Raw genomic sequence first — 24,288 nt, 5'->3', positions numbered from 1 at the left:
CGGGATCGCGCCGGTGGTGGTCCAACGGTGGGGGGTCAGGAGGCGCCGTCGGCGCGGAGGGGGAGGATCCGGGCCTGGGCGGAGTCGAGCAGCGAGCGCAGCACCGCGACGATCTTGTCCGACGGCATCGGGCGGAAGAAGTGGTAGCCCTGGGCGGCGGTGCAGCCCAGCTCGGCGAGGGCGGCCCGCTGGTCCGCGGTCTCCACTCCCTCGGCCACCACCCGCAGCCCCAGCTCGCGGCCGAGGTCCACAGTGGTCCGGACGATCGCCGCCGCCTCCGGCGACTCGGCCATCTTCATCACGAACGAGCGGTCGACCTTGAGTTCGTCCACGGAGATCCGGGTCAGGAAGGTCAGCGAGGAGAAGCCGGTGCCGAAGTCGTCGACGGCCAGTTGCACGCCCATCGCGCGCAGCGTGGAGAGCACCTCGTCGATCACCTCCAGCTCGCTCATCACCACCGTCTCGGTGATCTCCAGCACCAGCCGGTGCGCCGGTACCTGATGCCGGCGCAGCGACTCGGCGACCTCGGCCGGCAGCCGCGGGTCGAGCAGGCTGCGGGCGGAGAGGTTGATCGAGATCGGTACGTCGAGACCGTGCCGGGCCCAGTCGGCCGCCACCCCGAGCGCCTTGTCCACCACATACCGGGTGAAGGCGCCGAGCAGCTCGCTGCCCTCGATGGTCCGGACGAAGTCCGCCGGGGTGAGCCGGCCCCGCCGGGGATGCCGCCAGCGGATCAACGCCTCCACCCCGGTCGGCTCACCGGTGGTCAGGTCCACCGCCGGCTGCAGCGCCAGTTCGAGCTGGTCGTCGGTGTCCAGGGCCTCCCGCAGCTCGGCGACGAGGGCGAGCTTGTCGGTGCTCGCGGCGTCCCGCGCGCTGTCGTACGACGCGACGCTGCCGCCACCCTGCTTCGCCTGGTACATCGCGATGTCCGCCCGGCGCAGCAGCTCGGTCATGTCGGCCGTGCCGGCGCCGGCCACCACCACTCCAACCGACACCTCGACCGACATCCGCACCCCGGCCACCTCGATCGGATCGGCGAGCAGCTCGACGATCTCGCGGGCCCGGCGCAGCACGTTCGGCAGCGGAGAGCGGTCGCTGCCCGGCGGCTCGGCCGGACCGACCGGCGACGGGGTCAGCACCACCGGAGCCGGGGCCAGCACCACCGGAGCCGGTGTCAGCACCACCGGCGCGGGGGTCGGCACCGCCGGGAACGGGATCAGCAGCGCAAACTCGTCGCCACCCAGCCGGCCCAGCAGCTCGCCGGGGTTGACCAACGCCTCCAGCCGGTCCGCCGTCACCTGGAGTAGCTCGTCGCCGGCCGCGTGGCCGAGCGTGTCGTTGACCTCTTTGAAATGGTTGATGTCGAGCAGCAGCAGGGCCACCGGATGGTCGTGGCCGAGCTGGTGCAGCGCCAGGTCGCCCTTGCTCAGCAGCGCCGCCCGGTTGATCAGGTTGGTCAGCGCGTCGTGCACCGCCTCGTACGACGACTGCGCCGTCACCAGTCGGAGCTGGCGGTGTGTCGCGGCGTCGTGCAACGCGGCCGCCAGGGCGTCGCCGAAGGCCGAGAGTGCGTCCTGCTCCCGTTGGCCGGGCGGGGCAGAGCGGGGAAAGCGGACCCGCAGCTCGCCGACCGGGGAGGTGCCGACCACCAGCGGCCGGACGAGTTCCTGCTCGGTACGCCCGCTCGCCGGCGCGGCCGCACCGGGGCCGGGACGGCTGCCGGCCGGAGTGACACCCCGCCCCGCCGCCAGGTCGACGCCGATGTCGCTGCCGACCAGTTCCAGGCCGAGCCGGCTGGTGAGCGGAAGTCGACCGACGCCGGGGCGACCCCACGGGCCGTCCGGCCCGGAGTCGGTCCGCTCGGTCGTGGCGAGGTCGCGGTGCACCACCGGCTGACCCGGCTCGCCACGGTAGCGCCGCCACCGGCCGTCGCCGCGCCGGACGTCCACCTCGACCCAGTCCGCGCCGAAGAGGGTCAGCGGGCCGGTCACCCCGGCCGTGGCGACGTTGTGCTCGTCGAGCTGGTTGAGCGCACCGGTGGCCTCGGCCAGGGCACGCCAGGCCCGGCGCTCGTCGTCGGCACGGATCCGGTGGCTGTACGTCTGCTGGAGCAGCCACAGCACCGGCGGCAGGAAGAGCAGCCAGCGCGGGTCGTATGCGAGCACGGCCACCACGGCCAGGCCGACGAAGACGTTGCCGACGAACATCAGCAACTTGCCCTGTAGCGCGCCGAGCAGCGCGGGCCAGATCCGTTCGCCGTGCCGCAGCGAGAGTGTCAGCCCGACGAGCCAGGCACTGGCCAGCAGGTAGGTCAGTGCGCCGACCGCGAGGGCGGCGATCAGTGGCGGTGTCAGGTCGGTGGCGAGCGGCGCACGCAACACCTCCGGGACCGCGCTGCCGAACGCCGCCGCGACGGCCAGCGCGGCCGCGACGCCCAGCGCGACGGCAGTGGCCAGGGAGGCGGTGGTGTGTACGACGTCCAGCGCGGAGCGCCGGTCCACGAAGACGGTCAGCAGCGTCCAGCCGAGCAGCGCGCCGAGCAGCGCGGCGGCCGGCAGCCAACCGGGCGGCACCAGGGAGAGGCCGATGATGAACGACGCCTCGCCCCAGGTGACACTGACCCGGCCCGTGCCGACCCGGAGCCGCAGCCGGAAGAGTTGCGCGACCGCCATCGCGGCGGCGGCGATGCCGAGCCGCCCTGCTGCCGGCAGCGAGCCGCCGGACGCTTCGACGGGAACGAGCAGGCCGGCCACGGCGAGCAGCAGCGCGACGGGTAGCAGGACGAGGGTGAGTACGCGCACCCGGCGGGGTGCGGAGGCGATGCCGACGCGGACGAGGAAGCGCCCGAACCGGCCGTCGCCAGTCACGGATCGCCGCCGTTCGCCGAGCGTCGTTGCGCGACGTGGCCGTGCCGCCTCCGGCGCTGGGCGTCGGGTCTGGTTCTCATCGGCGCCCCCTCCCGCGCACGCTGCGGGACTTTTGGTCCCCGGCGGAAGGCTAAGCCAATCCGATTGAGCGCAACAGGGGGCGCCTGGCCGGTTTAGCGTGAATCATGTCCCGGACTGACCGTCCCGCTGCTGGTGGGAGGAGTGGGAGCGCTTCCACCAGAATCCTCGCCGGAAGATGGTGCATCGGCGGGCGTGTCGCCCGCCGACGCCTCCTCCTCCGGCTGCTCGGGAAAGCGGTCCGGCAGCCGGCGCAGCCGGGCGTTCATATTACGGATCAACAGCACCGTGGCAACAGCCAGCACCGTGATCAGGAAGAGACCCATGGGCCCGGCCAGACCACCGGTCCGGGTGTCACCGAAGTTGTTCTCCGCGAGCACCTGTGCAGCGGTCAGCATGGGTGGAAATCCTCCGATGTGGCGGGCTCTCACCCTACGGTACGCCTAGCCCCGCTCAGCGGGCATGGGCGGTCTCCCGCACCCCGGCGAAGAGGTCGGACTCCGGCATCGGGCTCTCGACCATCGAGCGGACCAGTTCGAAGTCCTCCGTCGGCCAGGCCTGGCGCTGCAACTCCATCGGCACGTGGAACCAGAAGCCGTCGGGGTCGACCTGGGTGGCGTGGGCGCGCAACGCGTCGTCGCGGACCGGGAAGTAGTTGGCGCACTCCACCCGGGTGGTGATCCTCGGCCCCTTGTCCGGCCGGTCCTCCCAGCGTTCCAGCCACTCCGCGTACGGCGACTCCCTGCCGCTGGCCAGCATCGCCTCGTGCAGCGCCATGATCTTGGCCTTGGAGAAGCCGATGTCGTAGTAGAGCTTCAACGGCTGCCACGGGGCACCCAGCTCCGGATAGCGCCCGGGGTCGCCGGCGGCGTCGAAGGCCGCCACGCTCACCTTGTGGCACATGATGTGGTCGGGATGCGGATATCCGCCGTCCTCGTCGTAGGTGGTCACCACGTGCGGTCGGAACTCGCGCATCAGCCGGACCAGCGGCGCCGCCGCGACCTCGACGTCCTGGAGCGCGAAACACCCCTCGGGCAGCGGAGGCAACGGGTCACCCTCCGGCAGCCCCGAGTCGACGAAACCGAGCCACGCCTGCTCTATGCCGAGGATCGCCCGGGCGGCATCCATCTCGGCCCGGCGGATCTCGGCGATGTTGGCCCAGACGTCCGGCCGGTCCAGCTTGGGGTTGAGGACGCTGCCCCGCTCACCTCCGGTGCAGGTGACGACGAGGACCTGCACGCCTTCGGCGACGTATTTCGCCATGGTCGCCGCGCCCTTGCTCGACTCGTCGTCGGGATGGGCATGCACGGCCATCAGACGTAGCTGCTCTGCCAACTCAGCTGCTCCCTCGTATGTGCCCGGGCCGGACCCGGCGCCCCGTTCGCTGAACCGCCCGCCTCCGCCGACCCCGAGGGGGGTCGGCCCGGTCGCCGGCTGAGAAGATGGGCCTACCCATTCTTGCCGATGCCACCGACAACAGTCCCAGGAGATACCCGCCGGTGCCCGAGACGCCCGCCACACCCGTACCGACAGCCCCGGTGTTCCCACCCGGCCGGTACGGCCGCCGCCGGGCGCCCCGGCGCCGCCGGCCGTGGGTGTCGGCGCTGCTGGCGGTTGCCCTGGTCGCGGCACTCGGTGCCGTCTCGTACCGGCTCTACCGGCAGTACGGCGATCCGAACTACGACGCTCAGGTGATCACCTACACCGAGATCACCGACAGTCAGGTGGTGGTCGACTTCCGGGTGACCGTGCCGGCCGGCGGGTCGGCGGTCTGCGTAGTCCGGGCCCGCTCCCGAGACGGCGCCGAGGTCGGCCGCGAGCAGGTGCGCGTCACCGCCGAGCCGGGGCAGCGACACCTCACGGTCCGACACCGGCTGGTCACCACGGGACGGCCCCTGCTGGGCGAGGTGCTCCGCTGCCGCCCGGTCGACTGACCCCCTGCGGCGCCCTTCCCACCCCCGTCCTGCGACAAATGACGTGGCGTCCGGTGTGTAGCGCACTGGTAACTTGGTAATTCGTCCCTGTCCACGACTACCCGAGGAGATCGTCTGTGTCCACGACCGACCGCGAGGCAGCCACGTGGCTGTCGCAGGAGGCCCACGACCGGCTGCAGGCGGAGCTCGACGAGCTGATCGCCGGGAGGCCGGCGATCGCCGCAGAGATCAACGCTCGGCGCGAAGAGGGTGACCTCAGGGAGAACGGCGGTTACCACGCCGCCCGGGAGGAACAGGGCAAGCAGGAGGCGCGCATCCGTCAGTTGCAGGAACTGCTGCGTACCGCCCAGGTGGGCGAGGCGCCCACCGCCGACGTGGTGGCGCCGGGCTGCGTCGTCACGATCCACTTCGACGACGACACCGACGACACGGAGACCTTCCTGCTCGGCTCCCGGGAGATCGCGTCCACCACCGACCTGACCGTGTACAGCCCGGAGTCGGCCCTCGGCAAGTCCATCCTCGGCGCCCGCCCCGGCCAGACCGTCACCTACACGGCGCCGAGCGGCGCGGAGATCAAGGTCACGGTGGTCCGGTTCGAGGCGTACGGCGGCTGACCGAAGCCGCCGGCCGGAGACGGACACGCCATCACGCCGCCATCCGGAGCCCGGACGCGCCATCGACGTCGGAGCCCGGCCGGGTCAGCCCGGCTGGGCGACGTCCACCTGGTAACCACTGCCGCGCAGCGCACCGATCAGCCGGTCGGAGTGCTCGGCACCCCGGGTTTCCACCGAGAGTGCCACCTCGACCTCGCCGAGCCGCAGGTGCGGGTTCTGCCGCTGGTGCACCACGTCGACCACGTTGCCCCGGTGCTCGGCGATCAGGCCCAGCAGCGAGGCGAGCTGGCCGGGCCGGTCGGCACAGCGGACGGTGATCCGGAGGAACCGCCCCGCCGAGGCGAGCCCGTGCTCGATCACCCGCAACATCAGCAGTGGGTCGATGTTGCCACCGGAGAGCACCGCCACCACCGGCGGCCGCACGGCGACCGCTTCGGACATCAGCGCGGCCACCGCCGCCGCCCCGGCCGGCTCCACCACCTGCTTGCCCCGCTCAAGCAGCATCAGCAGGGCCCGGGAGATGTCCTCGTCCGGCACCGTCACGATCTCGTCCACCAGCTTGCTGACGTGGGCGAAGGTGATCTCGCCGGGGCAGCCGACCGCGATACCGTCGGCGATCGTGGCGTAGGCCGGCAGGCGTACCGGCTCACCGGCCCGCAGCGAGGCGGGGAACGCGGCGGCACCGGCGGCCTGCACCCCGATCACCCGAACGTCCGGCCGCTGTGCCTTGGCGGCGACCGCGATCCCGGAGATCAGGCCCCCGCCACCCACCCCGGCGATGATCGTCTGCACGTCCGGGCACTGCTCCAGGATCTCCAGCGCCACCGTGCCCTGCCCGGCGATCACGTCCGGGTGGTCGAACGGGTGGATGAAGACCGCACCGGTACGGTTCGCGAAGTCCTCCGCCGCCACCAGTGACTCGTCGACGGTGTTGCCGACCAACTCCACCCGGGCGCCGTACCCCTTGGTGGCCGCCACCTTCGGCAGCGGCGCTCCCACCGGCATGAAGACCGTGGCGGCGGCGCCGAGCAGCCCGGCGGCCAGGGCCACCCCCTGGGCGTGGTTGCCGGCGCTGGCGGCCACCACTCCCCGGTCGCGCTCCGCCGCCGAGAGCCGGGCGATCCGCACGTACGCGCCCCGGACCTTGTACGACCCGGCCCGTTGCAGGTGTTCGCACTTGAGCCAGACCGGTCCGCCCAGTGCGGCGGAGAGCGGCCGGGACGGTTCCAGCGGTGTGGCCCGGACGACCTCGGCGAGCAGCTTGCGGGCGGTGGTGACCTCGGCGAGTCCGACCAGCTCCGTCATGCCCGAAATCCTCGCATCCCGTTGCGGAAGCGCTCGCTCCGGCGGTACGGGCGTGCCCGAGCTCACCCCACGCGGCTCACCTCACGAGCCGCGCCCCCGAGGCGGTCGGGACGCGCCGGCCGGTGGGCTCTACCCTCGGTCGTGCCGCTCGCCGGACGCCTGTCGGGCACGGGCCGAGCGAGGCTGAGCAGAAGAGCACGAGACGGAGTGACAGATGTCCGCTGGCGGCGAACCTGTCCCCGAGGCCGGGTCGGAGGCGGGTCGACCACTGCCTCCCCCGCTGCCGTGGCGGGACGTCGTCCGGCTCCATCTGGCGGGTGAGCGGCTCCATCTGACGGGTGAGCACGGCGGCCCTCCGGGATGGCTGATCCGGTACGCCAGGTGGCTCGCGTTCTTCGCCGGACTGGCCCTCTGCCTCCTTCTCCTGATCGTCGCACCGGCCACCCCCTGCACGGCCGCGGCACCGTGCGGCCCCGATCCGGTCGGAAACCTGATCTTCGGGATGGCCGGCGGCATACCGCTGCTCGCCCTGGTCAGGCTGGAGTTCGCCGCGGCGGTGACCGCCGCCATGGTGGCCACGACCCTCGGATACGAACTGACCCAGACCGAGCACCTGCCTCCGTGGTTCCACGTGCTGCTGGTCGCGTACGCGGTCGGCTGCCTGCTGCTCGCCCGGCTGGCCGGGGTGGGGGCGTACCGGTCGGAGCTGCGGCTGTGGCACGGCCGGGAGGGCCGGAGCGTGCCACCGCCACCGGCCCGGCTGCCCGGACCGGCCCTGGTCCCGGCGGTCGCCGCGACGACTCTGCTCACCGCCGGGCTGGCCCTCACCGGGTGGAGCGTCCTGCGGCAGGCCGAGGTCGACGAGCAGCAGCGCCGGGCGACGATCGCCACCGCGACCGTCCGCTCGCACCCGTCGTGGAGCGATGTCGAGCTCGATCTCGGCGACGGCCGGCCGCGGTTCGTCGTCTCCGTCCACAGCTCCGCCGGCTATCCGGTCGGCTCGACCATCGACGTCGCCGTGGACGACGCGGGCCTGCGGCAACTCGTCAGCGAGCCGTACGACCTGACGCCCTGGCTGGCGTTGGCCGCGGTCCTCGGGCTGACCGGGCTCGGGCTGGGCTGGCGGACCGGTGCCCGGATGTACGCCGGCCGCCGGTTCTTCCGGCTGCCGCAGCCGGCCAGCACGGTCGACGTGCACCGGGGCATCGACCGGGTCTACGTCTACGCCGGCACCGGCCCGGCCGTGCTTCCACTGGCCGAGATCGAGGTCGCGGAGGATCTCGACCCGACGGTCGGGCGCGGCCGTGAGCGGGCGGTGCTGCACGGCGTGCCCGCGCCGGGGCAGTGGCCACGGTGACGATCGCCGGCCGGACCCTATCGCCGACCGGACCCGTGCTGCCGCCCGAGCCGACGGCGCCCTGGCTGACGGCCCGGCGACGCGGCGCGGCCAGGCCCTCGCGGCGCCCGATCCCGGTGCCGCGGTCCCGGCCCGCCCGGCGGTCAGGGATCACGCTCTCCTGACGGGCCACCCCTCGACGGGCCACTCCCTCAACGGGGCCACTCCCTCAACGGGGCCACTCCCTCGACGGGCCCTCCCTCGGCGGGGCTCTCCCTCGACGGGCCGGTCGGTCAGCCGGCCGGAGCGGGCAGGCGGGGCCAGTCCGGCGCGTGCCGCCGCCAGGGACCGGCCAGCTCGAACTGCCCGGCCACGCCGAGCAGCAGCAGCTCCGAACCGGGCGGACCGGTCAGTTGCACCCCGACCGGCAACCCGTCCGGACGCAACCCGACCGGCACGACCAGCGACGGCAGCCCGGCCATGTTCCACGGTCCGGCGTACGGGGCGTACCGGATGCAGGTCAGCAGGTTGGCCCGCCAGGAGCGGGCGGCCCAGCCGGTGGCGCTCGGCGGTGCGGCGGCCAACGCCGGGGTGAGGAGCAGGTCGACCGAACGGTCCGTGAAGAAGGCGATGCTCCGTTCCCGCCACTGCGTGCGGTCCTGCTCGCGTACCAGGCCACGGCGCAGCGCCCAGGCGCCGAGGGCGGCGTGCCGGCGGCTGCGCCGTTGCAGGGTGCTGGGTTGCAGCCCGGCCGCCTCGACCTCGTTCGCCGCCGCCGCCAACCAGGTGGCGATGCCGCGCAGCCCGAGCGAGGTCGGATAGACCGGATCGGCCGAGACGGTGTCGTGGCCGGCCACGGCCAGCAGCTTGGCGGCGGCGGCGACGGCGTCCCGGTTGGCCAGGTCCGGGCGTACACCCGCGACCGGCGAGCGGAGCGACACCGCGACCCGCAGCCGCTCCGGCGGAACCAGCTTCTCCGGCCGGCGCCCGGCGAGCACCGCGAAGCCGACCGCGGCGTCCGCCACGGTGGTGGCGAGGATGCCCTGCTCGCCGAGGCCGTACCAGTCGTTGGCGCCGAGTTGGCACGGCACGACGCCCCGACCGGGCTTGAGCCCGACCAGCCCGCAGCAGGCGGCCGGGATCCGAATCGAGCCGAGCGCGTCGTTGCCGTGCGCGATCGGCACCATCCCGGAGGCCACGGCCGCCGCCGAGCCGCCGGACGACCCGCCCGGAGTACGGTCGGGCGCCCACGGGTTGCGGGTCGCCGCCGTCTCGTCGTCGGTGAACCCGAAGATCCCGAGCTCGGGCATCCGGGTCACCCCGACAATCACCGCCCCGGCGCCGCGCAGTCGCCGGACCACCTCGTGGTCGTCCTCCGCGACCGGGGTCCGGGCTGCCTCCGACCCGTTCCAGGTCGGCAACCCGGCCACGGCGGTGTTCTCCTTCACCGCGACCGGCACCCCGGCCAGCGGCAGGTTCGCCAGGTCGTCCTGCTCGTCGACCTTCTCCGCCTCCACGATCGCCTCGCCCCCGCGCACCACCCGGAACGCGGCGAGCTCGCGGTTGGACCGGTCGATGTGGTCGAGGTGATCCGCCACCACCTGGGTGGCGGAGGTGTCACCCCGACGTACCGCCCGGGCGATCTGTTTCGCGGTCGCGCCCACCCAGCTCGGCATGATGTCCTGCACGGCCACTCCCCATCGACTTGTCCGCGGCGCCGTCCGGGCGGCGGACGGCGGCCGGACGGCGGTCAGCCGAGCGCCTGCTCCAGGTCTGCGAGTAGGTCGTCGGCGGTCTCGATGCCGACAGACAGTCGCACGAGATCGGCGGGAACTTCAAGCGGCGAGCCGGCGGCGCTTGCGTGTGTCATCCGGCCGGGATGTTCGATCAGCGACTCCACTCCGCCCAGCGACTCGGCGAGCACGAAGAGTTTCGCCCGGTCACAGATCTGTACGGCGTGCTCCTCGCCGCCGGCCGCCCGGAAGGAGATCATCCCGCCGAACCGGCGCATCTGCTTCGCCGCGATCTCGTGTCCGGGATGGTCGGTCAGACCCGGATAGAGCACCTGGGCCACCGCCCGGTGCCCGTCGAGATAGTCGGCGATCCGCTCGGCGTTGTCGCAGTGCCGGTCCATCCGTACGCCGAGGGTCTTCACCCCGCGCAGGGTCAGCCAGGCGTCGAAGGGTCCGTTCACCGCCCCCATCGCGTTCTGGTGGTAGCGGAGTTCGTCGCCGAGCGCGGCGCTCGCCGCGACCAGGGCGCCACCGACCACGTCGGAGTGTCCACCGACGTACTTGGTTGTCGAGTGCACCACCACGTCCGCGCCGAGCGCGATCGGCTGCTGAAGGTAGGGCGAGGCGAAGGTGTTGTCGACCACCAGCAGCGCGCCGACGTCGCCGGCCAGGGACGCCAGCCCGGCGATGTCGGCGATCCCGAGCAGCGGGTTGGTGGGCGTCTCCACCCAGATGATCCTGGTCTCGCCCGGACGGACGGCCGCGCGCACCGCGTCGATGTCGGAGATCCGGGCCGCGGTCCAGTGCAGTCCCCAGCGCTGCGCCACCCGGGCGAAGAGCCGGAACGTGCCGCCGTACGCGTCGTCGGGGATCACCACGTGGTCACCCGGCTTGCAGACGGTCCGCAGCAGGGTGTCCTCGGCCGCCAGGCCGCTGGCGAAGGCCAGCCCGACCGGCCCACCCTCCAGGGCGGCCAGGCAGTCCTGCAACGCGTCCCGGGTCGGATTGGCGGAGCGGCTGTACTCGTAGCCGAGCCGGGGGGCACCGACGGCGTCCTGGGCGTACGTGCTGGTCTGGTATATCGGCGGCACCACCGCTCCGGTGCGGGGTTCCGGCTCCTGGCCGGCGTGGATGGCGATCGTCTCGAAGCCGTGACTCATTTGCAGAAGGCTAGCCTGCACTGGTGGCGGGATGCGTGTTCTGCGGGATCGTGGCGGGCGCGGCGGCGTTCCGGGTGGTCGACTCCTCCGACGGGGTGGCCTTCCTCGACGTCCGCCCGGTCTTCAGGGGCCACCTGCTGGTGGTGCCGCGCGACCACGTCGAGACGCTGGACGAGCTGCCGGAGGCGGTTCTGCCGCCCTATTTCCGGCTGGTGCAGCGGCTGGCGCGCGCCGTCGAGACCGGGCTCGGCGCGGGTGGGACGTTCGTGGCGATGAACAACCGGGTGTCGCAGTCGGTGCCACACCTGCACACCCATGTCGTACCGCGGACGAAGGGTGACGGGCTGCGCGGCTTCTTCTGGCCCCGGACGACGTACGCCTCTGACGAGGAGGCCCGTTCCTACGCCGACCGGATCGCCGCCGCGCTGGGCGGGTAAGGATCGCGGGTAAGGATCCTGGTGCGTACCGCGTTGCACCCGGCAGAGGTACGAAAGGAGTCGCACCGTGTTCCTACGGCGCATCAAGGCCGACCTACCAACTCCCGACCAGGCCCTGCCCGGCCGGCCGATCGCGATGCCGGTCTCCGACCGGCACGAGGTGCTCGGCACCCCGCTGCGGGGGCCGTGGCCCGCCGGTGCCCGGGTCGCGGTCTTCGGCATGGGTTGTTTCTGGGGAGCCGAGCGGCTGTTCTGGACCCTTCCTGGGGTGATTTCCACCTCCGTGGGCTATGCGGGCGGTTACACCCGGAACCCGACCTACGAGGAGGTCTGCTCGGGCGGCACGGCACACGCCGAGGTGGTCCAGGTGGTCTACGACCCATCGAAGATCGGCTACGAGGACCTGCTCAAGGTCTTCTGGGAGAACCACGACCCGACCCAGGGGATGCGGCAGGGTAACGACGTCGGCACCCAGTACCGGTCGACGATCTACACGACCACCGACGAGCAGCTCGCGGCCGCGACCGCCTCCCGGGACGCCTTCGCCCCGATCGTGGCGGCCGCCGGGCATGGCGAGATCACCACCGAGATCGGCAGGTTGGGCGACTACTACTACGCCGAGGACTACCACCAGCAGTACCTGGCGCCGACCAAGAACCCGAACGGCTACTGCAACCACGGCCCGAACGGGATGACCTGCCCGGTCGGCGTCGCCCGGACCGGAGCGTGACGCGGGCTCGTCGGGCGCCTTCCCGAGCTGGAAGACGTGTGGTCAAAAACCGTTGCCGGCGCCGACCGGGGATGGATAGCGTGGCCGTACACGGGAAGGGAGGTGGTCCGAGCTTTGTATAGCAACAGGACTCGTGAGGTGGCTTTCCGCTAGCCGCTGTCCTTGACAGTTTCGGTGTCCGCCGCAGGCGGGCAGTTGCAAAGTCGTCGAGACCGTGTGGCAGCGGTGCGGCGAATCCACGACAGCCACCCGACCCCCGGGGGAGCCGGCCATAGTCCAGTCGGCCTCCGTGTGACGACCGTCACGCGGACCCCGGGGGTCGATCATTTCCTCCGTCGGCCGGCACGCCCGCCGCCGACGTACCGCCGGAAAGGCCGCCGTGTCAGGACGCGAGCTGGCGGTGTTGGGCACGGCCAGCCAGGTGCCGACCCGGCACCGCAACCACAACGGCTACGTCCTGCGCTGGGACCGCGAGGTGATCCTCTTCGATCCCGGCGAGGGCACGCAGCGGCAGATGATGCTCGCCGGCATCCCGGCCGGCGACCTGACCAGGATCTGCGTCACGCACTTCCACGGCGACCACTGCCTCGGCCTGCCCGGCGTGGTCCAGCGGCTCTCGCTCGACCGGGTGGGCCACCCGGTCGAGGCGCACTATCCCGGCGGCGAGGCCCACTACTTCGCCCGACTACGACACGCCAGCTCCTTCTACGAAACGGCCGAACTGCGCGAGCTGCCGGTGCTGCGGGACGGCCAGACCTTCGCGACCCCCGCCGGCCGGTTGCTCGCCCGCCGGCTCCGGCACCCGGTCGAGACGTACGGCTATCAGCTGGTCGAGCCGGATGAGCGCCGGATGCTGCCGGACCGGCTGGCGGCGTACGGGATCCGGGGGCCGGCGATCGGCGCGCTGGTCCGGGAGGGTCGGATCGACGTTGCCGGGCGGCGGGTGACGCTGGCGGAGGTGAGTGCACCGCGTCCCGGGCAGCGGTTCGGCTTCGTGATGGACACCGGCCTCTGCGACGCGGTCTTCGAGCTGGCCGACCGGGCCGACCTGCTGGTGATCGAGTCGACCTTCCTGACCGAGGACGCCGCGCTCGCCGCCGAGGTCGGCCACCTGACCGCGGCCCAGGCGGCACGGGTGGCGGCCGAGTCCGGGGTACGCCGGCTCGTGCTCACCCACTTCTCCCAGCGCTACCACCCGGCGTCCCGGGCCGGTGTGCCGTCGGCCGCCGAACGCTTCGCGGCCGAGGCCCGGAAACACTTCGACGGCGAGTTGGTGGTGGCCGAGGACCTGCTCCGGGTGCCGGTGCCCGCCCGCCGGGTCGGTGTGCCGGCGGCCCCGCCGCGCGGATCGGTCTGACGGCGGCCCCGCCCACCGCCTCTCTACGATCAACTGATGACGATCATCCTGCGCCCGGCCGTCGCCGCCGACCTGATGGCGGTGGGCGACCTGCACCACCGGTCCCGCGCCGCGGCGTACCGGGACATCGTCCCGGCGGAGGCGCTGGCCACCGTCTCCGGCGAGATGATGGGGCGGTACTGGTCGGAGCGCTGGTCGTACGAGCGGGACACCCACCTGATGACGGTGGCGGAACGGGACGGCCGGCTGGCCGGCTTCACCTATCTCGGGCCGCACGACCCGACCGAACCGGACTCGGCCGGCACCGATGTCGGTGAGCTGTACGCGATCCACCTCGACCCGGCCGAGCAGGGACGCGGAACCGGTCGGGCGCTGATGGTCGACGCGCTGGCCAGACTGCGTGCCCAGGGCTGGCGCCGGGCGGTGCTCTGGGTGCTCGTCGACAACACGCACGCCCGGGACTTCTATGTCAGGGGCGGCTGGGCACCCGACGGGGCGGAGCGGGACGGCGACATCGGCCCGGCGATGACCCGGCAACTCCGCTACGCCCGGGACCTCCCCTGACGGCGGGCAGCGCGCGGGTCCCCTGACGGCGGGCAGCGCGCGGAGTCTGGATTTCGCTCTGGGCGCAGCGGCGCCGGGGATGGGCCGGGGCCGGACCGTCGTTGACCGGCACATGAGCACCGAACAACTCGAACCGGAGCGCCCGGAGCGCCCGGAGGCTCCGGAGCGGATCGAAGGGGCCGCGCTGGACGCGTACTCCCGGGTGGTGACCGGGGTGGCGGCGCGGGTCCTGCCCAGCGTGGCGGCGCTCGCCGTACGTGGGCCGCGCGGCGCCGGGGCCGGCTCGGCGGTGACCTTCACCGACGACGGGTTCCTGCTCACCAGCGCGCACGTGGTGCAGGAGGCGACCGGCGGGATCGCCACCTTCGCCGACGGTGCCGAGGCCCGGTTCGACGTGGTCGGCACCGATCCCCTCTCCGACCTGGCCGTGCTCCGGGTCCGGGCGACCACCGCCCCACCCGCCGAACTCGGCGACGCCGACCCGCTCCGGATCGGGCAGCTCGTGGTCGCCGTCGGCAACCCGATGGGGCTGGCCGGCTCGGTCACCGCCGGAGTGGTCTCCGGGCTTGGCCGGTCGCTGCCGGCCCGGGACGGCCGGGTGGTCCGGCTGATCGAGGACGTCATCCAGACCGACGCCGCGCTCAACCCGGGCAACTCCGGCGGGGCGCTCGCCGACGCCGCCGGCCGGGTGGTCGGGATCAACACCGCCGTCGCCGGGTACGGCCTCGGCCTGGCGGTGCCGATCAACTCCACCACCCGGCAGATCATCGGTGACCTGGTCACCTCCGGTCGGGTACGCCGGGCCTGGCTCGGCGTCGCCGGGGTGCCCGTGCCGCTGCCGCCGGCCGTGGCCGAACGCACCGGCCAGCAGCGCGGGCTCCGCGTCGTCGAGGTGGTCCCGGAGAGCCCCGCCGGAAAGGCCGGGATCTACCTCGGTGACGTGATCATCTCGGCCGGCGGCCGGCCGGTGGCGAACGGCCAGAGCCTGCAACGCCTCATGCTCGGCCCCGCCATCGGCAGCCGCCTCCCGGTCACACTGCTGCGCCGGGGCGCCTTCGTCGACGTGATCGCCGTACCCGCCGAACTCACCAGGTGAAAGGAGGGGGCCCTTCTTATCGTTTTCTGTATAAGAAGGGCCCCCTCCTAACACCTCGGCTCAGCGGGAGTGGCCGCCGAGGTGGGCCAGCAGGTCCTGCCGGGTGAGTACGCCCTTCGGCTTGCCGTCCACCAGCACCAGGGCGGCGTCGGACTTCTCCAGCAGGTCGACGGCCTCGCTCACCGGCTGCCCGCCGCCGATCATCGGCAGCGGCGGCCCCATGTGCCGTTCGATGGTGTCGTGCAGCTTGGCCTGACCGGTGAAGAGCGCGTCCAGCAGGTCCCGCTCGGCGATCGAGCCGGCCACCTCGCCGGTCACCACCGGCGGCTCGGCCTTGAGGACCGGGAGCTGGGAGACGGCGTACTCCCGCATGTAGTCGACGGCGTCCCGGACGGTCTCGGTCGGGTGCACGTGGACCAGCTCGGGAATGCCGTTCGGCTTGCTCGCCAGCGCGTCGGCCACGGTCGCCTCGGTGGCGCTGGTGCCCATGAAGCCGTACCGGGCCATCCACTCGTCGTCGAAGATCTTCGACAGGTAGCCACGACCGCCGTCCGGCAGCAACACCACCACGACGTCGTCCGGGCCGGCCCGCCGGGCCACCTCCAGGGCGGCCGCCACCGCCATCCCGCAGGAGCCGCCGACCAGCAGCCCCTCCTCGCGGGCGAGCCGGCGGGTCAGCTCGAAGGAGGTCTTGTCGGAGATCTTCACGATCTCGTCGCAGATGCCCCGGTCGTACGTCTCCGGCCAGAAGTCCTCGCCCACCCCCTCGACCAGGTACGGCCGGCCGGTGCCGCCGGAGTAGACCGAGCCCTCCGGGTCGGCGCCGATGATCCGCACCGCCCCGCCGGAGACCTCCCGGAGGTAGCGACCGGTGCCGGAGACGGTGCCGCCGGTGCCGACCCCGGCCACGAAGTGCGTGATCCGGCCACCGGTCTGCTCCCACAGCTCGGGGCCGGTGGTCTCGTAGTGCGAGCGCGGGTTCGCCGGGTTGGCGTACTGGTTGGGCTTCCAGGCGCCGGGGATCTCCCGGGTCAGCCGGTCCGACACGCTGTAGTACGAGCGCGGGTCCTCCGGTGCCACCGCCGTGGGGCAGACCACCACCTCGGCCCCGTACGCGCGCAGCACGTTCTGCTTGTCCTCGCTGACCTTGTCGGGGCAGACGAAGACGCACCGGTAGCCGCGGGTCTGGGCGACGAGGGCCAGCCCGACGCCGGTGTTGCCGCTGGTCGGCTCGACGATGGTGCCGCCGGGCCCCAACAGGCCGGCCCGCTCCGCGTCCTCCACCATCCGCAGCGCGATGCGGTCCTTGACCGAGCCGCCGGGGTTGAAATACTCCACCTTGGCGAGGACGGTCGCCGGGATGCCGGCGGTGACCTGCCGGAGCCGGACGAGCGGCGTGTCGCCGATCAGCTCGATGACGTTGTCGTAGTAGCGCACGACGTTGTGCCCTCCTCGGTGCTCGCCGGCCGGACGGCACTGGCCGGGCACAGGGTCGGTGCTGGTGGCGTGCGGTCGGGGCGAAGGATCGTCTCTTCTGCCGCCAGCCTACGTGTCCGCGCCCCGGCCCGCGGCCGGGGATCCCGGCCGCGGCGGCAGACACGGACCGGCGATCCCTGCCGGCGGCGGGCACGGGTCGGCGGAGGAGACGGGTCAGTGCACCACCTTGCCGGGGACGACGGAGGCACGCCGGGCCTCCCAGTCGAGGAAGCGCTCGGTCTCGTCAAGCACGGCACCGGCCAGCCAGGTGACCATCACCGCGTCGTCCGCCAGACCGAATATCATCAGGGCGAGTTCCGGCACCAGGTCGACGGGGCTCAGCACGTACGCGGTCGCGGCGGTCATCAGGGCGAGCCGCAGGCCGCCGTCGTACTCGCCCCGGACGGTGGCCGCGACCATGCGGGGCAGCGCGGCGATCCGCCTGCCCAGTGGCGGCCCGCCCCGGGAGCCGGCGGTCAGTGCCCGGAACAGCGCTCTGAAGGCGGCAGTTCGTCGAAGTGTGTTGGTGGCCATGTCCGCGCCCTCCTTTCGTTTCATGATGCATCCGTTCGCAACAGCGCGCCCGTCGGGAGAAGCGGTCGCCGGGTGAGGCGGGACGCTGACAGCGTGTAGCTGGGCGACCGGGCTAATCTCGAAGGTCGCGGGGGTGCGGCGTGACAGGTGGGGGGCCCTGATGAGTCCGGCCGGATCGAGGCGGCGGCGGCAGTCGCGGCAGCGGAACCTGACGTCGTGGGAACGGTCGCCGTGGCCGGTCGCCCGGCGGGTGGCGAAGGTGACGGCCCTCGGAATGGGCCTGACCGCGCTCAGCACCGCCGCCGGCTACGGGCTGCTGCTCGGGCAGGCCCGGCAGGCCCGCCGGGTCATCCCGCTGGCCGAGGCCCCGCCGCCGCGCGGCGACGGCGTCTACGGTGCCAAGTTCCCGGGCGAGCCGATCACCATGGTGGTGCTCGGCGACTCGTCCGCCGCCGGTTACGGGGTGCACCGGCCCCGGGAGACCCCGGGGGCGCTGCTCGCCATCGGCACGTCCCGCCGGTTGCGCCGGCCGGTGCGGCTGTACCGGTTCGCCGTGGTCGGCTGCCTCTCCGCGGGGCTCCGCCCCCAGGTCGACGCGGCGCTGGAGCGCGAGCCGGACGTTGCGGTGATCCTGGTCGGCGGCAACGACGTCACGAACCGTACGCCGCAGGCGGTGGCGGTCCGCTATCTCGTCGAGGCGGTACGCGAGCTGCGCGCCGCCGGTGCCCAGGTGGTGGTCGGGACCTGCCCCGATCTCGGCGCGATCCAGCCGATCAAGCCACCGCTGCGCTGGCTGGCCCGGCGTTGGAGCCGGCAACTGGCCGCCGCGCAGACCGTCGCGGTGGTCGAGGCCGGTGGTCTGACCGTCTCCCTGGGTGACCTGCTCGGTCCCCGGTTCGCCGCCGAACCGACCCGGATGTTCGCCTGGGACCACTTCCACCCCTCCGCCGAGGGGTACGCGATCGCGGCAGCCGCCATGCTGCCGACGGTGCTGGCGGCGCTCGGCGCCGGTGCCGAGCGCCGCCCGTCGCTCGGCGCCGACCAGGAGCTACGGTCGCTGCCGGCGGCGGCCCAGGAGGCGGCCCGGCACGCCGGTACGGAGGTCCGGGGTGTCCGGGTCGGCGGCAGCGAGCACGGTCCCGGCGGGCGGTGGGCACAGCTTCGCCGCCGCAGGGCCTGGTTCGGGCACCCCCGGTCGGGGGAGACTGGGAGCCCGCCGGATACACCGGCATCGCTGGACGAGGCGACGACCTCCACGGTAGAGGAACGGGCATGACGGGACTCGACATGACGAGCGGCGCGGCGACGTACGGGGTGGCCACCCGGATCGCCCGGGGGGCCGCGGTCACGCTGATCGCCGGGGCCGTCGGCGGGATCGCGTTACTGGCCGGCGAGGCCGTGGCGGCCCGCAACCGGCAGTACGCCCAGCCGGAACTGGGCCTGGCGCTGCGTTCCACTGTCGGCCGGGCCGGGGCGCCTCCGCTCCGGCTGGTGCTGCTCGGCGATTCGGCCGCGCTCGGCGTCGGTGTGGAACGCGCCGACGACACGGTCGGCGGGCAGCTCGCCCGGCTGCTCGCCGAGGGTGTCGGGCCGGCCGCCGGCGGCGAGCGCCAGGTGTGGCTCTCCAGTGTCGGCGTCTCCGGCTCCCGCTCCACCGACCTGGCGACCCAGGTGGCCCGGGCGCTGCTCGGTGGGCGGCCGGACGTCGCGGTGATCCTGGTCGGCGCGAACGACGTGCTGGGACTGCGCCGGCCAGGTGAGGCGGCGGCGTACCTCGGCGCCGCGGTGCGCCGGCTGCACGGCGCCGGAGTCCGGGTGGTGGTCGGGACCTGCCCCGACCTCGGCGCGGTCCGGGCGATCGCGCCGCCGCTGAGGCAGGTCACCGGGTGGCTCGGCCGGCAGGCGGCCCGGGCGCAGGCCGTCGCCGTGCTGGAGGCCGGCGGTACGGTCGTGGATCTCGCCGCCGAGACGGGCGCGGTGTTCCGGGCGGACGCGGGGACGTTCTGCTCGGACGGCTACCACCCCTCGGCCGACGGCTACCGGGTCTGGGCGCACGCCCTGCTGCCCGCCGTGGCCAGGGCCGCCGCCGGCACCCGGCAGCGGTAGATCCCGGCGCACGGACGCGGCCCGGCGCGGACGCGCTGGCCGACATCGTCCGGCACGGCCCGGCGGTGAGAGTGGCGTCGACGCGGGCTAACGTTGGTTCATGTCGACCGCGTCCCCCCGCGAAGCCGTTATCGTCGCGACCGCCCGCTCCCCCATCGGCCGGGCCCACAAGGGCTCCCTGCGCGAACTGCGCGCCGACGACCTGACCGCGACCATCGTCCAGGCTGCGCTCGACAAGGTGCCGCAGCTCGACCCTGCCCAGATCGACGACCTCTATCTCGGCTGCGGGTTGCCCGGCGGCGAGCAGGGCTTCAACATGGCCCGGGTGGTGACCACCCTGCTCGGCCTGGACACCGTGCCGGGGGCGACCCTCACCCGATACTGTGCCTCGTCCCTGCAGACCACCAGGATGGCGTTCCACGCGATCCGGGCCGGCGAGGGTGACGTCTTCGTCTCGGCCGGCGTGGAGTGCGTCTCCCGGTACGCCCGGGGCAACTCCGACACCCTGCCGCCGGAGGCGCAGGAACGCGTCGGTGGCGGCTGGCAGAACCCGAGGTTCGACGCCTCCCGGGCCCGCTCGGCGGCACGGACCGGGGCCGGCGCCCCGGTCTGGACCGATCCCCGGCTCGACGGCGGCTTGCCGGACGTCTACCTGGCGATGGGCCAGACCGCCGAGAACCTCGCCCAGGTCTACGACGTCAGCCGGGCCGAGATGGACGAGTTCGGCGTACGCAGCCAGAACCTCGCGGAGAAGGCCATCGCGGACGGCTTCTGGGCTCGGGAGATCACCCCGATCACCCTGCCCTCCGGCGAGTGGGTCGACTCCGACGACGGGCCGCGCCCGGGAGTGACCCTGGACGGTGTCGCCGGGCTGAAGCCGGTCTTCCGCCCCGACGGCCGGATCACCGCCGGCAACTGCTGCCCGCTCAACGACGGGGCGGCCGCGGTGATCGTCATGAGCGCGGAGCGGGCCCGCGAGCTGGAGATCACTCCGCTGGCCCGGATCGTCTCCACCGGGGTGACCGCGCTCTCCCCGGAGATCATGGGACTCGGCCCGGTCGAGGCCTCCCGGCAGGCGCTGCGGCGCGCCGGGATGACGATCAACGACATCGACCTCGTCGAGATCAACGAGGCGTTCGCGGCTCAGGTGATCCCCTCGTACCGGCAGTTGGAGGTCCCGCTGGAGAAGCTCAACGTGATGGGCGGGGCGATCGCGGTGGGTCACCCGTTCGGGATGACCGGTGCCCGGATCACCGGCACGTTGCTCAACGCGCTGGATTGGCACGACCGGACGATCGGTCTGGAGACCATGTGCGTGGGTGGTGGCCAGGGCATGGCGATGGTGCTGGAGCGGCTGAGCTGACCGTCCGGCCGTTCGGGGGCGCTGCCCCGTCCGGCGCTCGGAGCGGGCCGAACCCGCGGCGGAGCTGAGCCGCTGCCCCGGGCGGCGGCTCAGAGCGCCTGGCGGGTGGCCGCCACCTCGGCGGCGGCGCCGGCCAGCACCGGCTCCGGCGGGTCCACGGCGACCAGGTCCGCCACCACCACGCGGAGCTGGTCGGGCAGGGCCAGGTCGTTCTCCAGCCGGGGTACGCTCCGCCGCGGCTCGCCGGCGGCGTCCGCGCCCAGGTCGGCGAGGAACTGGACGAGCCGGTGCACCCGGTCGCCCCGGGCCGGGCCGCCGGACCGACCAGGCGCCGCCCAGCGCGGTGGCGTCCAGTGGCCGACCTGGCGCACGAGCAGGTCGAGCTGGCGGCTCAGCGGCTCGGCCGGGCGCACGGGTTCGGCGGCGTTCATCGCTGCGAGTCTACGGTCGGGCGGCGCCGGAGGTAGCTGAGCGGCCGGTCACGAAGCCGTACGACGACCGGTCCACCGATCCCGCGAAACGGCGGACGCCCGCCCCCGGCTGGACCGGAAACGGGCGTCGCGGATCGACCGGCGATGATCCCGCCGGCCACGGGACGAGCAGGCTGGCTCGGTCACCCGTGGGACGAGCAGGCTGGCTCAGTCGTCGCCCTGGAAATAGCTCAGCAGCCGCAGAATCTCGATGTAGAGCCAGATCAGGCTGACCAGGATGCCGAAGGCGGCGGTCCAGGAGTAGCGCTGGGGCAGCCCCATCCGCACGCCCTCCTCCACCTCGTGGAAGCTGAGGATGAAGCTGAGCGAGGCGATCACGATGCAGATCAGGCTGAAGCCGATGGCGAGTGGGCCGCCGCTGCGCAGGCCGGTGTCGATGCCGAAGAGAGCCAGCACGAAGTTGATCAAGATGACGGCGAAGATGCCGATCATGGCCGCGATGACGCCCCGGACGAACTTCGGTGTCGCCCGGATCACCTTGGCCTTGTAGAGCATGGCCATCAGGAAGAAGACGCCGAAGGTGGCGATCACCGCCTGGAGGACGATGCCCTGGTAGCCGGCGATCACCTCGAAGTACTTGCTGACCATGCCGACGAAGACGCCCTCGACGACAGCGTAGGTGACGACCAGCGCCGGATTGGCGATCCGCATGAACGAGATCACCAGGCCGAGCACCAGGCCGACGACGGCGGCACCGATCCAGGCCACGCCGACCAGCGCGTCGGGCACCAGCACCCAGGCGAGCGCGGCGGAGAGCCCGGTGATGCCGAGCAGGGTGACCGTCTTGACGACGACGTCGTCGATGGACATCGGCGTTACGGTGGGCGGCGCGGCCGGGTAACCGGCGTCCGTCGGGTAAGGCTGCCCGTAACCGGGCTGCCCGTATGCGCCGGCCGGGGCGTATCCCGCAGCCCGCTCCCGCTCGGCCGCCTGGCCGAGTCGGGCCAGCACCGGATTGGACGTCTTCACTGTGTCAAGCCTCCTGGAAAGGTGGGTACACCATGCCGTGCCCTATCCAGGGTAACGGTCCCCGGCAAGGTTGTGGAGATCCACGTCACGCGGCCACCCGAGCAGGTTGTGCCCGGGGCGGGGGTCGAACCCGCACGCCTTGCGGCAGCCGCTTTTAAGGCGGCCGTGTCTGCCTTTCCACCACCCGGGCAGGTGGGCCGAACTCGGTCGGTTCCGGTGCCTGCCACGGTAGCGGGTGAAGACCCACCCGGCGCACCCCGTTCTCGGATCGGCACTAGGGTCACTGTCGTGACCAGCACTGCCCGCGCGGCGCAGGACGCCGGCCCCGGCCCGGCCAGCACAGACAGCGTCTCCGGTCCGGCCGGCCCCGGGCGGGGGCGCTGGCTCGGCGTGCTCCACCGGCACCGGTCCGACCTGGTGGTGTGTCTACTCTTCCTCCTCCTGGCCGGCTGGCTCACCGCAGGGATGTGGCCGGCGCCCGGTGCCCGGGTCCTGGCGCTCAATCCGGAGGACCAGGCCCTCTACGAGTGGTTCCTGGCCGTCGACTCCCGGATCCTGCACGGCGATTTCTCGCTGCTCAGCGACCGGCTCAACGCCCCCGACGGGGTGAACCTGATGGCCAACACCACGGTCATCGCGCTCGGTTTCCTCCTCGCGCCGATCACCCTGACCTTCGGGGCGCCGGTCACCTTCGCACTGCTCGTCGCCGGCAACCTCGCCGGCACCGCGATCGCGTGGTATCTGCTCTTCAACCGGCTGCTCGGCGCCCGCCGGCTCGCCGCAGCGCTCGGCGGAGGGCTCTGCGGATTCGGTCCGGGCATGATCTCCCAGTCCAACAGCCACCTGCACATGACCGCCCAGTGGCTGGTTCCGGTGCTGATCTGGCTGGTCGTCCGGATGGCGCGGGCGGCCGACCCGCAGGCCCGGCCCGACCGCCCGGGTGTCGACCGGCGGCGCGTCGTGACCTCGGCGGCCTGGCTCGCCGCCGGGGTGTCGGTGCAGGTCTTCGTCGGCGAGGAGGTGCTCTACCTCACCGCCGTCGCCATGATCGTCTTCGTGCTGGCGTACGCCGCCGTGCACTGGCGGCTGGCCCTGCGGGTGCTGCCCGGGTTCCTCGCCGGCATGCTGCTGGCGGTCGCGCTCGCCGTCCCGGTGCTGGCGTATCCGCTCTGGTTCCAGTTCGCTGGGCCGCAGAGCGTGCCCAACGGCATGTTCAGCCCGCACTACTTCTACGCCGACCTGGCGAGCTGGCCGGCGATCTCCCCCATGTCGGTCGCCGGCTCGCCGGAAGCGGCGCGGCTCACCACCGGGCCGGCCGAGTACAACACCTTCCTCGGCTGGCCGCTCCTGCTGGCCGCCGTGCTCGCCGCCGGCTGGCTGATCCGGCGGCCGGTCGTCGTCGGCTGCCTCGCGTCCGGGCTGGTGATGGCGGCGCTGTCGCTGGGGCCGACGGTCGTGGTGGACCGGGAGCAGACCGGCGTCACCGGACCGTACTCGCTCCTGCTGGGAGTTCCCGTGGTGGACGGCGCGCTGCCGATGCGCTTCGCCCTGGCGCTGCTCCCGCTGATCGCGACGATACTGGTGCTCGCCGTCGACCACGGCCTGGCCGCACCGGAACGGTCGGTACGGATCATGGTGCCGGCGGCGGCGGTCGTCGCGCTGCTGCCGGTCTTCCCGGCCCAGTTGCCGACCACCGTCCGGCCGCCGGTGCCGCAGTTCATCACCGCCGGGCACTGGCGGGACTGTGTCGAGCCGGGCGGCGTGCTCGTGCCGGTGCCGCTGCCCACCCCGAAGGAGCCCTGGCCGATGCGCTGGGCGGTCGCCGCCGACGCCGCCTTCGCGCTGCCCGAGGGCTTCTTCATCGGTCCGTACGCGGCAAACGGCGAGGCGTCGATGGGCACCTACAAGCAGCCGACCTCGCAACTGTTGACCGAGGTGTCGAAGAACGGCGGGGTGCCGGTGATCAACCAGGAGCAGCGCGACCAGGCCCGTCGGGACATCGAGTTCTGGGGCGCCTCCTGCGTCGTACTGGCCGACGACGCCGCGCAGGTGGCGAGCCTGCGGGCCACTCTTGAGGCACTGCTCGGCCCCGGCACCCGGGTCGCCGACGCCTGGATCTGGCGGGTCTAGCGGCA

21 protein-coding genes, 1 tRNA gene and 1 pseudogene are annotated in these 24,288 nt (G+C 73.0%); 12 read left to right on the top strand and 11 right to left on the bottom strand.

Annotated features, from left to right (window positions below):
• Positions 1–35: 35 nt before the first annotated feature.
• The 3 genes and pseudogenes from ACN28C_RS10540 to mca all read right to left on the bottom strand — a co-directional run.
• Positions 36–2,063 (bottom strand): annotated as a pseudogene (locus ACN28C_RS10540) (EAL domain-containing protein); the annotation flags it as partial.
• Between the two features lie 980 nt (positions 2,064–3,043).
• Positions 3,044–3,346 carry a hypothetical protein gene (locus tag ACN28C_RS10535; RefSeq protein WP_421495118.1) on the bottom strand — a complete coding sequence of 101 codons (303 nt, stop codon included), beginning with the start codon at positions 3,344–3,346 and terminating at the stop codon, positions 3,044–3,046.
• 55 nt (positions 3,347–3,401) lie between these two features.
• Entirely contained in the window at positions 3,402–4,283 is an 882-nt protein-coding gene (gene mca / locus ACN28C_RS10530; protein WP_422773313.1) for a mycothiol conjugate amidase Mca, read from the bottom strand.
• A gap of 164 nt (positions 4,284–4,447) precedes the next feature.
• Here mca and ACN28C_RS10525 point away from each other — a divergent pair, with 164 nt between their 5' ends.
• Positions 4,448–4,882, top strand: a complete 435-nt coding sequence (locus ACN28C_RS10525; RefSeq protein WP_422773312.1) for a DUF4307 domain-containing protein — start codon at positions 4,448–4,450, stop codon at positions 4,880–4,882.
• A gap of 116 nt (positions 4,883–4,998) precedes the next feature.
• Positions 4,999–5,496 carry a transcription elongation factor GreA gene (gene greA, locus ACN28C_RS10520; RefSeq protein ID WP_422773311.1) on the top strand — a complete coding sequence of 166 codons (498 nt, stop codon included), beginning with the start codon at positions 4,999–5,001 and terminating at the stop codon, positions 5,494–5,496.
• A gap of 84 nt (positions 5,497–5,580) precedes the next feature.
• Here the strand turns inward: greA and ilvA are convergent, their stop codons facing one another.
• Positions 5,581–6,801: a threonine ammonia-lyase gene (ilvA, locus tag ACN28C_RS10515; protein ID WP_422773310.1), complete on the bottom strand. Its 1,221-nt coding sequence runs from the start codon at positions 6,799–6,801 to the stop codon at positions 5,581–5,583.
• 214 nt (positions 6,802–7,015) lie between these two features.
• Between ilvA and ACN28C_RS10510 the strand changes: the two genes are divergently transcribed.
• Positions 7,016–8,158, top strand: coding sequence for a hypothetical protein (locus tag ACN28C_RS10510; RefSeq protein ID WP_422773309.1), 1,143 nt, complete (start codon positions 7,016–7,018; stop codon positions 8,156–8,158).
• Between the two features lie 272 nt (positions 8,159–8,430).
• Here the strand turns inward: ACN28C_RS10510 and ACN28C_RS10505 are convergent, their stop codons facing one another.
• Together ACN28C_RS10505 and ACN28C_RS10500 are read right to left on the bottom strand one after the other, a co-directional pair.
• Positions 8,431–9,831 carry an amidase gene (locus ACN28C_RS10505; protein ID WP_422773308.1) on the bottom strand — a complete coding sequence of 467 codons (1,401 nt, stop codon included), beginning with the start codon at positions 9,829–9,831 and terminating at the stop codon, positions 8,431–8,433.
• A gap of 56 nt (positions 9,832–9,887) precedes the next feature.
• Positions 9,888–11,030, bottom strand: coding sequence for a cystathionine gamma-synthase (locus ACN28C_RS10500; RefSeq protein ID WP_422773307.1), 1,143 nt, complete (start codon positions 11,028–11,030; stop codon positions 9,888–9,890).
• 23 nt (positions 11,031–11,053) lie between these two features.
• Between ACN28C_RS10500 and ACN28C_RS10495 the strand changes: the two genes are divergently transcribed.
• From ACN28C_RS10495 to ACN28C_RS10475, 5 genes are all read left to right on the top strand, one after another.
• Positions 11,054–11,467, top strand: a complete 414-nt coding sequence (locus ACN28C_RS10495) for an HIT family protein (RefSeq protein WP_422773306.1) — start codon at positions 11,054–11,056, stop codon at positions 11,465–11,467.
• Between the two features lie 67 nt (positions 11,468–11,534).
• A complete protein-coding gene (gene msrA, locus ACN28C_RS10490) occupies positions 11,535–12,197 on the top strand; it encodes a peptide-methionine (S)-S-oxide reductase MsrA (protein ID WP_422773305.1) in 663 nt (220 codons plus the stop codon).
• A 379-nt stretch (positions 12,198–12,576) separates the two neighbouring features.
• Positions 12,577–13,554: a ribonuclease Z gene (locus tag ACN28C_RS10485; RefSeq protein WP_422773304.1), complete on the top strand. Its 978-nt coding sequence runs from the start codon at positions 12,577–12,579 to the stop codon at positions 13,552–13,554.
• Positions 13,555–13,590: 36 nt separating this feature from the next.
• Positions 13,591–14,118 carry a GNAT family N-acetyltransferase gene (locus ACN28C_RS10480; protein ID WP_422773303.1) on the top strand — a complete coding sequence of 176 codons (528 nt, stop codon included), beginning with the start codon at positions 13,591–13,593 and terminating at the stop codon, positions 14,116–14,118.
• 112 nt (positions 14,119–14,230) lie between these two features.
• Entirely contained in the window at positions 14,231–15,214 is a 984-nt protein-coding gene (locus ACN28C_RS10475; protein WP_422773302.1) for a S1C family serine protease, read from the top strand.
• Between the two features lie 60 nt (positions 15,215–15,274).
• On the opposite strand, the gene ACN28C_RS10470 is transcribed toward ACN28C_RS10475, so the two are convergent.
• Together ACN28C_RS10470 and ACN28C_RS10465 are read right to left on the bottom strand one after the other, a co-directional pair.
• Positions 15,275–16,651, bottom strand: coding sequence for a cystathionine beta-synthase (locus ACN28C_RS10470; protein WP_422773301.1), 1,377 nt, complete (start codon positions 16,649–16,651; stop codon positions 15,275–15,277).
• Between the two features lie 213 nt (positions 16,652–16,864).
• A complete protein-coding gene (locus ACN28C_RS10465; RefSeq protein WP_422773300.1) occupies positions 16,865–17,248 on the bottom strand; it encodes a YkvA family protein in 384 nt (127 codons plus the stop codon).
• 136 nt (positions 17,249–17,384) lie between these two features.
• On the opposite strand from ACN28C_RS10465, the gene ACN28C_RS10460 reads away from it, so the two are divergent.
• From ACN28C_RS10460 to ACN28C_RS10450, 3 genes are all read left to right on the top strand, one after another.
• On the top strand, positions 17,385–18,500 hold the full coding sequence (locus tag ACN28C_RS10460; protein WP_422773299.1) for an SGNH/GDSL hydrolase family protein: 1,116 nt from the start codon (positions 17,385–17,387) through the stop codon (positions 18,498–18,500).
• Positions 18,497–19,330, top strand: coding sequence for an SGNH/GDSL hydrolase family protein (locus tag ACN28C_RS10455; RefSeq protein ID WP_422773298.1), 834 nt, complete (start codon positions 18,497–18,499; stop codon positions 19,328–19,330). Before ACN28C_RS10460 ends, ACN28C_RS10455 begins: the two co-directional genes overlap by 4 nt.
• A gap of 100 nt (positions 19,331–19,430) precedes the next feature.
• Entirely contained in the window at positions 19,431–20,693 is a 1,263-nt protein-coding gene (locus ACN28C_RS10450) for an acetyl-CoA C-acetyltransferase (RefSeq protein ID WP_422773297.1), read from the top strand.
• 89 nt (positions 20,694–20,782) lie between these two features.
• On the opposite strand, the gene ACN28C_RS10445 is transcribed toward ACN28C_RS10450, so the two are convergent.
• The 3 genes from ACN28C_RS10445 to ACN28C_RS10435 all read right to left on the bottom strand — a co-directional run bounded on the left by ACN28C_RS10445 (position 20,783) and on the right by ACN28C_RS10435 (position 22,343).
• Entirely contained in the window at positions 20,783–21,124 is a 342-nt protein-coding gene (locus tag ACN28C_RS10445) for a hypothetical protein (RefSeq protein WP_422773296.1), read from the bottom strand.
• Between the two features lie 207 nt (positions 21,125–21,331).
• Positions 21,332–22,153: a Bax inhibitor-1/YccA family protein gene (locus ACN28C_RS10440; RefSeq protein ID WP_422773295.1), complete on the bottom strand. Its 822-nt coding sequence runs from the start codon at positions 22,151–22,153 to the stop codon at positions 21,332–21,334.
• Positions 22,154–22,262: 109 nt separating this feature from the next.
• Positions 22,263–22,343: transfer RNA gene (locus ACN28C_RS10435), tRNA-Leu, on the bottom strand.
• Positions 22,344–22,441: 98 nt separating this feature from the next.
• Between ACN28C_RS10435 and ACN28C_RS10430 the strand changes: the two genes are divergently transcribed.
• Positions 22,442–24,283 carry a hypothetical protein gene (locus ACN28C_RS10430; protein WP_422773294.1) on the top strand — a complete coding sequence of 614 codons (1,842 nt, stop codon included), beginning with the start codon at positions 22,442–22,444 and terminating at the stop codon, positions 24,281–24,283.
• Positions 24,284–24,288 lie beyond the last annotated feature (5 nt).

It is taken from the genome of Plantactinospora sp. WMMC1484, from assembly GCF_049315195.1.
GTDB lineage: Bacteria > Actinomycetota > Actinomycetes > Mycobacteriales > Micromonosporaceae > Plantactinospora.
This window is presented reverse-complemented; position numbering and strand designations above follow the sequence as displayed.

Bases quoted from the DNA above. Each gene is read 5' to 3' on its own strand.
- ACN28C_RS10445 (WP_422773296.1), bottom strand. From the start codon at position 21,124: ATGAACGCCGCCGAACCCGTGCGCCCGGCCGAGCCGCTGAGCCGCCAG.
- ACN28C_RS10465 (WP_422773300.1), bottom strand. From the start codon at position 17,248: ATGAAACGAAAGGAGGGCGCGGACATGGCCACCAACACACTTCGACGA.
- ACN28C_RS10500 (WP_422773307.1), bottom strand. From the start codon at position 11,030: ATGAGTCACGGCTTCGAGACGATCGCCATCCACGCCGGCCAGGAGCCG.
- ACN28C_RS10535 (WP_421495118.1), bottom strand. From the start codon at position 3,346: ATGCTGACCGCTGCACAGGTGCTCGCGGAGAACAACTTCGGTGACACC.
- ACN28C_RS10475 (WP_422773302.1), top strand. From the start codon at position 14,231: ATGAGCACCGAACAACTCGAACCGGAGCGCCCGGAGCGCCCGGAGGCT.
- ACN28C_RS10450 (WP_422773297.1), top strand. From the start codon at position 19,431: ATGTCGACCGCGTCCCCCCGCGAAGCCGTTATCGTCGCGACCGCCCGC.
- ACN28C_RS10455 (WP_422773298.1), top strand. From the start codon at position 18,497: ATGACGGGACTCGACATGACGAGCGGCGCGGCGACGTACGGGGTGGCC.
- ACN28C_RS10460 (WP_422773299.1), top strand. From the start codon at position 17,385: ATGAGTCCGGCCGGATCGAGGCGGCGGCGGCAGTCGCGGCAGCGGAAC.
- ACN28C_RS10510 (WP_422773309.1), top strand. From the start codon at position 7,016: ATGTCCGCTGGCGGCGAACCTGTCCCCGAGGCCGGGTCGGAGGCGGGT.
- ACN28C_RS10480 (WP_422773303.1), top strand. From the start codon at position 13,591: ATGACGATCATCCTGCGCCCGGCCGTCGCCGCCGACCTGATGGCGGTG.
- ilvA (WP_422773310.1), bottom strand. From the start codon at position 6,801: ATGACGGAGCTGGTCGGACTCGCCGAGGTCACCACCGCCCGCAAGCTG.